Source organism: Streptomyces sp. NPDC031497, assembly GCF_055580905.1.
Map to the genome: position 1 here is coordinate 263,259 of NZ_JBVIKO010000012.1, position 12,263 is coordinate 275,521.

At 71.4% G+C, this 12,263-nt stretch carries 5 protein-coding genes and 1 pseudogene; all 6 read left to right on the plus strand.

What is annotated here, in order from left to right; translation table 11 throughout:
- The first annotated feature begins 88 nt into the window (after positions 1-88).
- The 6 genes and pseudogenes from ACZ5K7_RS25705 to ACZ5K7_RS25730 all read left to right on the plus strand — a co-directional run bounded on the left by ACZ5K7_RS25705 (position 89) and on the right by ACZ5K7_RS25730 (position 11,794).
- Positions 89-3,649 (plus strand): choice-of-anchor D domain-containing protein, encoded by a 3,561-nt coding sequence (locus ACZ5K7_RS25705; protein ID WP_468916535.1) that lies wholly within the window; start codon positions 89-91, stop codon positions 3,647-3,649.
- A 66-nt stretch (positions 3,650-3,715) separates the two neighbouring features.
- Positions 3,716-5,689 carry a galactose-binding domain-containing protein gene (locus ACZ5K7_RS25710; protein WP_468916538.1) on the plus strand — a complete coding sequence of 658 codons (1,974 nt, stop codon included), beginning with the start codon at positions 3,716-3,718 and terminating at the stop codon, positions 5,687-5,689.
- A gap of 11 nt (positions 5,690-5,700) precedes the next feature.
- Positions 5,701-5,799 (plus strand): annotated as a pseudogene (locus ACZ5K7_RS25715) (SAM-dependent methyltransferase); the annotation flags it as partial.
- A gap of 108 nt (positions 5,800-5,907) precedes the next feature.
- Positions 5,908-6,894: a hypothetical protein gene (locus ACZ5K7_RS25720; protein ID WP_468916541.1), complete on the plus strand. Its 987-nt coding sequence runs from the start codon at positions 5,908-5,910 to the stop codon at positions 6,892-6,894.
- A gap of 128 nt (positions 6,895-7,022) precedes the next feature.
- On the plus strand, positions 7,023-8,870 hold the full coding sequence (locus tag ACZ5K7_RS25725; RefSeq protein WP_468916544.1) for an HSP90 family protein: 1,848 nt from the start codon (positions 7,023-7,025) through the stop codon (positions 8,868-8,870).
- 2 nt (positions 8,871-8,872) lie between these two features.
- On the plus strand, positions 8,873-11,794 hold the full coding sequence (locus ACZ5K7_RS25730) for a hypothetical protein (protein ID WP_468916547.1): 2,922 nt from the start codon (positions 8,873-8,875) through the stop codon (positions 11,792-11,794).
- Positions 11,795-12,263 lie beyond the last annotated feature (469 nt).

Genomic DNA, 12,263 nt, shown 5'->3' on the forward strand with positions numbered 1-12,263 from the left:
GCCTCCCCCCTCTCCCTTTGCGTCCCGCCCCTCTCTCCGGCGGTGTCGGCGGCACAGTTCCGGCATTTCGTGAACAAAGGAGTGGCAAGTGATCCATTCCATCCGAGATCTGAGACGGGCCCTCGTCTGGGCGGTCAGCACCGCGATGCTGGCCGCCGTCGGCGTCGTCGCGCTGGCCGTCCAACCGGCCTGGGCGGCGTCCACCGCCACCGGCGGCAGCGGCGCGAGCCTGCCGTACGTCGAGGTGCAGGCGGAGAACTCCGACACCAACGGCACGTCCATCGGCCCGAGTTACACCCAGGGCCAGCTGGCCGACGAGGCGTCGTACCGCAAGGCGACGACGCTCCAGGGCACCGGCAAGTACGTCACGTTCACCACGCCGGTGGCGACCAATTCGATCAACTTCCGGTACAGCATTCCCGACACCTCGAACGGCTCGGTCTACACCGCCGCGCTGTCCCTGTACGTCAACGGCGTCAAGCAGCCCGACTTCACCCTGACCAACGCCTACAGCTGGTACTACGGCAGCTACCCCTTCACCAACACGCCGGGCAGCAACCCGCACCACTTCTACGACGAGGCCCACCGTCTGTTCTCCACCACCTATCCGGCGGGCACGACCTTCAAGCTCCAGGTCGACGCGGGCGACACCGCCTCCTCGTACACGATCGACTTCGCCGACTTCGAGCAGGTCGGCGCCGCCCTGACCGCACCCTCGGGGGCGGTGTCGGTGACCAGCAAGGGCGCCGACGCCACCGGTGTGGCCGACGCGACCAGCGCGTTCAACGCCGCGATCAGCTCGGCGGGCCCCGGCGGCACCGTGTGGATCCCGCCGGGCACCTTCAACATCCCCGGCCACATCAGCGTCAACAACGTCACGATCGCCGGCGCAGGCATGTGGTACTCGACCGTCGTCGGCACGGCCCCCGGCTTCTACGGCAACTCGGCGCCCAACGCGAGCACCGGTGTGCGCCTGCAGAACTTCGCGATCTTCGGCAATGTGCAGGAACGCGACGACAGCGCCCAGGTCAACGGCATCGGCGGCGCGATGAGCGACTCGACCGTCTCCAACCTGTGGATCGACCACATGAAGGTCGGCGCCTGGATGGACGGCCCGATGGACGGGCTGACGTTCACCGGCATGCGCATCCGTGACACCACGGCCGACGGCATCAACTTCCACGGCGGCGTCACCAACTCCAAGGTGACCAACAGCGACATCCGCAACACCGGTGACGACGGCATCGCCACCTGGGCGGACTCCGCCATCGGCGCCGACGCCAACGACACGATCTCCAACAACACGGTGTCACTACAGATCTTGGCCAACGCCATCGCGATCTACGGCGGCCACGACAACACGGTCAGCGGCAACCGGGTGGTCGACACCGGCCTCGCCCAGGGCGGCGGCATCCACGTGGGGCAGCGCTTCACGTCGACGCCGGTCGGCCTCACCACGATCTCCGACAACACCATGGTCCGGGCCGGCAGCCTCGACCCGAACTGGCAGTTCGGCGTCGGTGCCCTGTGGTTCGACGGCAGCCAGGGCGCGATCAACGGCCCCATCAACGTGACCAACGCGCTGATCCAGCAGAGTCCGTACGAAGCCGTCCAGTGGGTCGAGGGAACCATCAGCGGCGTCAACCTCAACAACGTCACCATCGCCGGCACCGGAACCTTCGCCCTGCAGGAACAGACCGGCGGCGCCGCCAAGTTCACCAACGTCACGGCGACCGGCGTCGGTTACTCGTCCCCGGTGTACAACTGCTCCGGCGGCAACTTCGTCGTCACCGACGGCGGCGGCAACTCCGGCATCAGCGGCACGCCGTACTGCGGCGGCTGGCCGGCTCCGGTCTTCCCGCCCTACCCGTCCGAAGGCGTGACGGCCACTCCCGGCGCGCTCAACTTCGGTTCGGTCGCGACCGGTTCGACGAGCGCCGCGCAGACCGTCACGGTCTCCAACCCGACCAACGCGGCCGCGTCCGTCTCGTCGATCTCCACCAGCGGCGACTACTCCCAGACCAACACGTGCGGCTCGTCGATCGCGGCGAACGGCTCGTGCACCGTCAGCGTGAAGTTCGCGCCGACGGCGACCGGCAGCCGCAACGGATCTCTGACCGTCAACGCGGGCGGGGTCACCAACACGGTCAGCCTCTCCGGTACCGGCACCGCGCCGGGCCCGGTGCTGAACACCGACCCGGCGAGCCTGTCCTTCGCCGGTACGGTGGTCGGCTCGTCGGCCACCGCTCAGACGGTGACGGTGACGAACTCGGGCACTGCGTCGGCGACCGTCTCGGCCGTCGCGGCGACCGGTGACTTCAGCCAGACCAACAACTGCGCCACCCTCGCGGTCGGCGCGTCCTGCACGGTGACCGTCGGCTTCAAGCCCACCACGGGCGGCACCCGCAACGGCAACCTGACCGTCACCAGCAACGCCAACAACAGCCCGACCACCGTCTCCCTGACCGGCACAGGCATCGACAGCACCACCAATGTCGCCGCGGGGAGGCCGGCGTCGGCGAGTTCGAGCTCCAGTCCCTACGTCGCCTCGAACCTCACCGACACGGACGCCTCGACGTACTGGGAGGGCACGCTCGGTTCGTTCCCGCAGTGGGCCCAGGTCGACCTCGGCCAGAACTACAGCGTCGGCAAGGTCGTGCTCAAGCTCCCGCCGGCGACGGCGTGGTCGGCTCGCACGCAGACCCTGTCGGTGCAGGGGTCCACGGACGGCTCCAGCTTCTCGACGATCAAGGCGTCGGCCGGGTACACCTTCGACCCGAACACCAACAGCAACACGGTGACCATCACGTTCAACGCCGCCACGGCGAGATACGTGCGGGTGAACATCACCGCCAACACCGGCTGGAACGCCGCCCAGTTGTCGGACTTCCAGGTGTTCCCCAGCTCCGGCGGCTCCTCGCCGGCGACCCTGTCCACCAGCCCGACGTCGCTGTCGTATCCCACCCAGGCGCTCAACACCACCAGCAGTGCGCAGACCGTCACGGTGACCAACACCGGAACCGCCGCCGCGACCGTCTCGGGCATCACCGTCACGGGCGACTTCTCGCAGACCAACAACTGCGGGACGTCGATCGCGGCGAACGCCTCCTGCACGGTCAACGTCACGTTCCGGCCCACCGCGTCCGGCACCCGTACCGGTGACCTCAGCATCGCCAGCAACGCGTCGAACGGCACGGCCACGGTCGCGCTGACCGGCACCGGGGCCGGCACGGTGAGCCGCAACCTGGCAGCCGGCGCGGCCACCACGGAGTCCAGCCACACCGACGTCTACGCCTCGTCGAACGTGACGGACGGCAACCAGGGCTCCTACTGGGAGAGCGCCAACAACGCCTTCCCCCAGTGGGTCCAGGTGGACCTCGGTTCCGCGCAGAGCGCCAGCAGCGTCGTCCTCCAGCTCCCGGCGGGCTGGGGCGCCCGTAACCAGACGCTGTCCCTGTCGGGCAGTACCGACGGTTCCTCCTTCACCACCATCAAGTCGTCGGCCACGTACACCTTCGACCCCGCCACCAACAACACGGTCACCATCACGTTCACCGCGACCACCCAGCGGTACCTCCGGGTGAACATCACGGCGAACAACGGCTGGCCGGCCGGTCAGATCTCCGAGTTCCAGGTCTGGAACACCTGAACCGACCCGATGGTGCCGCCGGGCGCAGGCGCGCCCGGCGGCACCGACCACCGAGGAGGAGTCCCGATGGGTGTCACACGCAGAGTCTTCTTGAGGGCCGCGGTCGCGGCCACCGCGGTGGGAACCGTGGGCGCCACCGAGACCGTACTCGCCCAGACCGCGTCGGCGGCCAGCCCGCCGGGTGACGTGGTCGGCAAGATCACCGTCGGCTACCAGGGCTGGTTCGCCTGCGTCGGCGACGGCGCGCCCATCAACGGCTGGTGGCACTGGACCCAGAACTGGGGCCAGTCGCCGTCCCGGAACAACACCGCCATCAGCTGCTGGCCCGATGTGCGGGAGTACACCAACACGTACCAGACGTCGTACGCCGCCCTCGGCAACGGCCAGCCCGCCAAGCTGTTCTCCTCCTACGACCAGCAGACGGTGAACACCCACTTCCTGTGGATGCAGCAGAACGGCATCGACACCGCGGCGCTCCAGCGCTTCAACCCCACCGGCGGCGAGGGCCCCACACGCGACGCCATGGCGACCAAGGTGCGCAGCGCCGCGGAGTCGTACGGCCGGAAGTTCTACATCATGTACGACGTCTCCAACTGGACGAACATGCAGTCCGAGATCAAGACGGACTGGACGAACAAGATGTCCGCGCACACCGCGTCCTCGGCGTACGCGAGACAGAACGGCAAGCCGGTCGTCTGCATCTGGGGCTTCGGCTTCAACGACCCCAACCACCCCTTCACCCCCGACGCCTGCCTCGACGTCGTCAACTGGTTCAAGGGACAGGGCTGTTACGTCATCGGCGGCGTCCCGCGCGAATGGCGGACCGGCACCGGGGGCTCGCAGCCCGGCTTCCTGGGCGTCTACCACGCCTTCAACATGATCTCGCCGTGGATGGTCGGCGCCATCGGCAACGTGACCGAGGCCGACAACGCCTACACCACGTACACCGTCCCCGACCAGGCCGACTGCAACGCCAACGGCATCGACTTCCAGCCCTGCGTCCTGCCCGGCGACGTCTCCGGCCGGCAGCGCGCGCACGGCGACTTCATGTGGCGGCAGTTCTACAACATGGTGCGCGCCGGGGTGCAGGGCATCTACATCTCGATGTTCGACGAGTACAACGAGGGCAACCAGATCGCCAAGACCGCCGAGACCCAGGCCTGGGTGCCCACCGACTCCGGCTTCCTCGCCCTCGACGAGGACGGCACCGCCTGCTCCTCCGACTACTACCTGCGCCTGACCGGCGACGGCGGCCGCATGCTCAAGGGCCAGATCGCGCTGACCGCCACCCGCCCCACCCGGCCGACCCTCCCCACCGGCGGCGACACCACACCGCCCGCCGCGCCGGGAGCCCTGACCGTCACCGGGCACACCAGCAACTCCGCCTCGCTGAACTGGAACCCGTCGACCGACAACGTAGGTGTGACCGGCTACCGGATCCTTCAGGTGTCCGGCTCGACCAGCACCCAGGTGGGCACCACCGGCTCAACCTCCTTCACCGTCACCGGACTCGGCGCGTCCACCGCGTACACCTTCGCCGTCGTCGCCCTCGACGCGGCGGGCAACGTGTCGCAGCCCTCCAACCAGGCCACCGTCACCACCGACCCCCCGTCCAGCACTACCAACCTCGCGCTCCACCGGCCCACTTCGGAGAGCAGCCACACCCAGACCTACGGCTCGGGCAACGCGACCGACGGCGACGCCAACACCTACTGGGAGTCCGCCAACAACGCCTTCCCGCAGTGGGTCCAGGTCGACCTGGGCGCCGCCACCGGCGTCAAACGGATCGTCCTCAACCTCCCCCCGGCCACCGCCTGGGCCACCCGCACCCAGACCATCTCCGTCCAGGGCGGCACGGACGCCGGCACCTCCACCCAACTCCTCGCCGCAGCGGGCTACACCTTCAACCCGGCGACCGGCAACACGGCGACCCTCACCCTCCCCGCGACGGTCACCACCCGCTACATACGCCTCACCTTCACCGCCAACAACGGCTGGCCGGCCGGCCAGGTCTCGGAGTTCCAGGTCTTCGCCGCCTGACGCGAACGCCCGCGGCCGGTCTCACCCTCGTCGACCGCTTCGCCACCTGGGACGCCGCCCGCTACGGCGGCGGCCACGCCGTCAGCGTCCACAGCCGCCGTACACCCTGACCCTCGCGACCGCTCCGTGAACCACCGGTGGAAACCCTGTGGAAGTGCTGTCGGTGCCGCCGCTTATGCTGCACCCGACGATCACGCGGATCCTGGGGAGGGCGCGGCATGTTCGACAAGCTGTTCGGCAGAGGCGGGGAGAGACCGGCGGCGGATCCGCATGCCCTTCCCGCCCCGCGCCGACTGGGGAACGGCATGTACACGCTGCGCGCACTCGGAGACACGCGGGTGCTCGCGCTGGTGGAGGCGGCCGAAGCCGGTGACTGGACCGCGGTCAAGGCGGCGCTGGGCCCCTTCGACCTCGGCCGGGACGACCAGATCCTCGGTGAGCTGGCCGAACTGGCCGGAGTGCAGGACTGGATCGGCCGGGCCGTCGAGGAGGACAAGGAGCACCGGGCCACGGCGCTGCTGATATCCGGGGCGCGCCACATCGTCTGGGGCTGGGAGGCGCGCACCCGCGCGAGTGCCGTGGACGTCACGCCCGAGCAGTGGCGGGTGTTCCGCGAGCGGCTCCACATCGCCGAGGAACAGCTCCTGGAGGCGGCCGAGTCGCGGCCGGAATGGGTCACGCCGTGGCGCCGCCTCCTCACCTCCGGCCGCGGCATGTCGCTGGGCCCCGCGGTCAACGAGACCCGCCTCGGCGCCGCCCTGCGCCGCGCCCCGCTGGACCCGGACACCCACATCGAGTGGGTGTCGCACCTGCAGCCCCGGTGGAGCGGTGGGCCCGGTGAGGCCCTGGCGTTCGCGCGTGAGGCGTTCGCCGACGCGCCCGACGGCCATCGTCTCGGCTGTGTGATCGCCGTGGCGCACATCGAGGACTGGGTCGAGTCCGACCGCAAGAACTGCCTCGTCACCCCCGATATCCAGGACGAGTTGCTGGACGCGGCCGAGCGCAGCATCCTCCACCCCGCCTACGTACGGCGCCCGGGCTGGCAGCAGGACTTCAACGCGTTCGCCATGGCCCTGTCCCTGGCCTCCGAGCGGATCGCGCTGCCGCGGGTCTTCCGTGAGCTGGGCGGCGCGTACACCTCCTGGCCCTGGAGGTACATGGCGCAGTCGGAAAAGATGTACGCCCGCGCCCGGCGCAACGCCTGACCCCGGCCGGGCGCGACGCACGCCTGACCCCGGCCGGGCGCGACGCACGCCTGACCCCGGCCCGGCGCACCGCCCGAGCCCGCCACCCCCGCCCGCCGCCCGTCGCTCACCTCACCCCGGACTGCCCGATGACTCTGCCCCACACCCCCGCGAGCCCAGCCGGCGCCGACCGCACCTTCCAGGTGGATCTGCGCGGCCTCGTCGACCTCCTCTCCCACCACCTCTACTCCAGCCCCCGCGTCTACCTGCGCGAACTCCTGCAGAACGCGGTGGACGCGCTGACCGCCCGGCATGTTCTCGAACCGGGTGCCGCCGACGGCGCGTTCGGCATCCGTCTGTACGCCGACGGCGCGGTGGTCCGGGTGGAGGACGACGGGGTCGGTCTCACCGAGGCCGACGTGCACACCTTCCTCGCCACGATCGGCCGCAGCAGCAAGCGAACCGAGCAGATAGCCGAGCAACGCGCCGACTTCATCGGCCAGTTCGGCATCGGCCTGCTCTCCTGCTTCCTGGTCGCCGACGAGATCCACGTCGTCAGCCGGTCCGCCCGCACCCCCGACGCACCCGCCGTGGAGTGGCGGGGCCGCGGCGACGGCAGCTACACCGTCCGCACCCTGCCCGCCTCCGCCCGCCCCCGGCCCGGCACCACCGTCACCCTCACGCCCCGCGCCGACGCGGGGGAGTGGACCAGGCCGGTCCAAGTACAGGCGCTGGCCCGGCACTTCGGCTCCCTGCTGCGCCACCCGGTGACCTTCGACGGCGGCACCGGGGGTCCGGGCGCGCTGGTCAACCCCGAGCCCGCACCCTGGGCGCGTCCGTACCCCACACCGGGAGCACGCTCCCGGGCGCTGGCCGCGTACGGCGAGGAGATCTTCGGATTCACGCCGCTGGACACCATCGACCTGGACCTGCCGGCCGTCGGCCTGAAGGGCATCGCGTGCGTGCTCCCCGAGACGGTGCCGGCCGGGCGCCGCCACGGCCACCGCGTGCACGTCAAGGGCATGCTGCTGTCCGAGCAGGCCCAGGAGATCCTGCCCGAGTGGGCGTTCTTCGTCCGCTGCGTCCTCGATGCCGAGAGCCTGCGCCCGACCGCGTCCCGCGAGTCCCTGTACGAGGACGACACCCTCGCCGCGGTCCGTGACGCCCTCGCCGAACGGCTGCGCGCCTGGATCGCCCGCACCGCCGCCAGCGACCCGGACCTCCTCGGCCGCTTCCTCCAGGCCCACCACCTGGCCGTGAAGTCGCTGGCCGTGCACGACGACGAGATCCTGCGGATGCTGCTGCCCTGGCTGCCGTTCGAGACCACCGCCGGACACGCCACGCTGGACGAGTTCGCGCGCACCCACCGCACGGTGCTCGTCACCTCCAGCGTGGAGGAGTTCCGGCAGGTCGCCGCGATCGCCTCGGCCGCCGGACTCGGCGTCGTCAACGGCGGCTACACCTACGACCGCGAACTGGTCCACCGGCTGCCGGAGATCAGGCCGGAGGTCAGCGTCGCCGACCTCGACCCGGCCACGCTCACCGCCCACCTCGACCCCGTCGACCGGGAGACGGAACTCGCCGCCGCCCCCTACCTGGCCCAGGCCCGCGACGCCCTCGCCGTCTTCGACTGCGACGTCGCGCTGCGCACCTTCCAGCCCGCCTCGGCCCCCGCCCTCCTCCTCGACAGCCGTGAGGCCCGGCACGAGCGCACCCGTTCCCAGCTCGCCCGCGAACAGCAGGGCGGCGTGTGGGGCGACATCCTCGGCCACCTGCGGCAGGAGGCCCCGCGGGCCCAGCTGATCCTCAACCAGCTCAACCCGCTGGTCCGTACGGCGGTCACCATCGAGGAACCCGAACTGGCCCGCACCAGCGCCGAAGCCCTCTACGGGCAGGCCGCGATGCTGTCCCGGCGTCCGCTCAGGCCCGCCGAGTCGAGCCTCATCAACCGCTCCTTCCTCGACCTCCTCGCCCACGCCCTCCGCAAGGACAGCTGACGATGCCCACCGCACCCCATCCCCAGAACACGGACGAGCTGTACCGGGCGCTCCAGGAGAACGACCGGCGCCCCTACGGCCGGACCCGCACCGTCACCGCCGAGGAACTGGTCGACGCCGCCGAGCGGTTCACGGAGGGCCGCCCGCTCGTCCACGCCCTCCTGGAACTCCAGGAGGCGTACACCTACGGCTCCGAACCCCGCAAGTCGCCCGTCGTCTTCGCCCGCCTGCTCACCCTCTTCGACGAGCAGCCCGACGTGTTCGACGAGCGCCTGCGCCACCTGCTGTTCTGGCGGTTCAAGTGGGTCGCCAACGCCCTGCTCGCCCTGCCCGAGATGCCCCTGCCAAGTCTGCGCCAGTGGCTGACCGAGATGCGCGACCGCTACGAGAAGGCCGGCCTCGGGCTGCAGCCCTACTACGGACAGGCCTACCGGCTCGCCGCACACGTCGGCGAGGACACCGACCCGGCCTTCGAACTGTGGGCCGGACGGACCCGCACCAAGCTCAGCGACTGCGAGGCCTGCGAGATCTGCGAGCGCGCCCTGTACCACCTCGGGGCGGGCGACGACGAGCGGGCGCTACGCACCTGGGAACCCGTCCTGGCCGGGAAGGAGTCCTGCCAGGAGGAGCCCGCCCGCTCCGTCTCCTACGCGCTGCTCCCGCTGTTGCGTCTCGGCCGCACCGACCGGGCCCGCGAACTGCACCTCACCGGCTACCGCGCCTGCCGCCGCAACCCGGCGATGTCCGGCGAGGTCGGCCGGCACCTGGAGTTCTGCGCGCTGACCGGCAACGAGGCACGCGGCCTGGAACTCCTCGCGGAGAACCGGAACCTGTTCGACGACGTCGACTCGCCGCTTGACCTCGTCAGCTTCCTCACCGGCGTCGAGGTCCTCCTCCAGCGCGTCGAACTCCTCGGCCACGGCGACCTGCCCGCCGCCGGATACGCGGGCCGCACCTGGACGGTGGCCGGCCTGCGCGCCGAGGTACGCGGCCGCGCCGCCGACCTCGCAGCCCGCTTCGACGCCCGCAACGGAACCACGGCCCACACCGACCGGCGCACCGCCCGCCTCGACCGTGCGCCCCTCCTGGACGCGCTGGAGCTGACCCTGCGCGCCCGCGGTCTCGACGACGTCGCCCCGGCCGCCGCACCCGCACCCGCCGCCGTCCCTGAGTCGCTGGCCGAACTCATCGTGCGCGCAAGGGAGTCGGAGGAGCGGGGGCATCCGGACGCGACGGCCTGCTGGGCCCGGCTGCGCACCCTCGTCGCCGCCCCCGGCTACGCCCACCCCGACGACCCGGCCGTGGGACCGCTCGTACGACTGCGCGCGGACCTGCTGGCCGACGAGGCGGGCCGGGTGGGCGAGAAGGACGAGTTCGACAAGGCGGCCGCCCTGTGGGAGGAAGCCGCGAGCCTGTACGACGAGGCCGGAGCGCCGGGTGACGCGGCGCTCGCCCGCGCCTGCGCCGTGCTCCCCGCCGGGGAGCTCCCCGAGGAACGCGCCGACGGAGCCGAGGCGAAGGCCGCCGCGCTGACCGCCGCCCACGCGGCCCTCGTCCGGCTGCAGGAGGAGACGCCCGACCTCGCCCCGTACCAGGAGGCCCGGGTGCTGCGGCTGCGGGCGAGCGCACTCGGCCTGCGGCTGCAGGCGACGAGGGACGAGGAGCACATCGCGCCGGTCCTCGCCGAGGTGGACCTGCTGCTCGCCTTCGCCACCCGGCACGACATCACCGGCCAGATCTCCGGCGCCCACCTGCTGCGGGCCAGTACCCACGCGCTCTCCGGCGATCTGCCCACCGCGGTCGCGGAGATCGACGCCCACCTCGACCGGCTGAGGGCGGACGGCCCCGCCTGGCACCTGCCCCGCGCGCTCGGCCTGCGCGGCCGGCTCCGGCTCGGCCTCGGAGACACGCAGGCCGCGCACGCGGACCTGACCGAGGGCCTGCGGCTGGCCGCCGACTGGCCGTCCGACTCCGTCGACACCGCACGTCTCCACGGCGATCTGGCCCAGGCCTGCATGCGTCTGGGCCGTCCCGACGAGGCACTGCGGCACCTGTCGCGCTCCGCGGAGCTGGACCTGCGCCACGGCAGCCGGACGGACGCGTTCTGCACCTACGGCAACGCCGCCCGGCTCAGCCTCGAACTGGGCCGCGTCGAGGACTGCATCGCGCTGCTCGACTCGCTCCTGACCGAACCGGACGTCGCCGCCGGAGAGATGGACGACCGGCTCGTCGCCCAGCTGCGCCTGTACCGCGCCCGCGCGCTGCACGAGGGGGAGGATCTCAAGGCCGCCACGACGGAGTTCGTCGCCCTCGCGGCCGAGTCGGCCGGCTGGGACGACGACCCCGGGAGCCACGCCATGATCGCCGCCGAGACCGCCGTACTCCTCGCCGAGTCAGGCGAGTTCGGCCGGGCCCGCGAGGCCGCGGACCAGGCCCTCGCCGCCCATGCCCGGGCCCCGCGCTACGAGCAGCTCAGCAGCTGCCTGCGCGAACTCGCCCGTCTCCAGGCCCAGCGGCAGGGCGCCGAGGGCCTGGCCGACGCCCTCGCCGTCCTCGCCGACGCGGGCAGGGTCGCCGACGAGGCGCGCGCCGCGGAGTACGAGGCCCGTGACCGCTCCCTGGACAGTGCCCTCGCCTACGAACACGGACGGGTCAACGCCTACGCCGGTGAGTACGAGACCGCCCTGGCCGCGCTGGACAGGGCCCTCACCCTGCTCGGCGAACCGGGACCCGACGACGACCACGCAGGCGAGTGGGCCGAGTGTGTCCGGCTCGCGTCCGTCGTGGAGGGCCTCTACCTGGAACGCCCCGCCCCCGCCCTGACCCGCCTCGACGCGGCGATCTCCCACCTCACCCCCCTGGGCCACACCGAGGAGACCGAGTCCCTGGCCTCCCTGGCTGCCCAACTGCGCGACGAGGGGTGAGGACGGGGGGAAGGCGGGCGCGTCGGCCGGAACGTGCCCTCGCCGGGAAAGAAGCCTTTGCTGTGGTGCCGTAACTCCCGCAGGGAATCACATGGTTCGGCGCGGTTCCCGGTCCCTCCCGCGCCGAAGGCGGGCTCGCGTCCTCGACGGCGCGGGCCCGTGTGGACGGGCGGGCCGGGGTGCGGCCACCGTGGGCCCGGCACCCGGCCGTCCGTGAACTTCGCACGCAGAAAGTCTTGTTGGCCTCGTTGACACGCCACGAGCACAGGCGTTTCACTCGACACTCGTGCATGGCAACGTTGTCAGGCCGTGGGAGCGACTCGAACCGTTGCCTGTCGCCGGCATTCCGGTGTTTTTCGGCGCGCCGACACCTGATGTGCGAAGCACGAACCGCTGCGGAGGCAACCGATGGTGAGACCCCGACGTTCAGCTGCACCAGCCGACCGAGCAAGATTCCGCCGACGCCTCG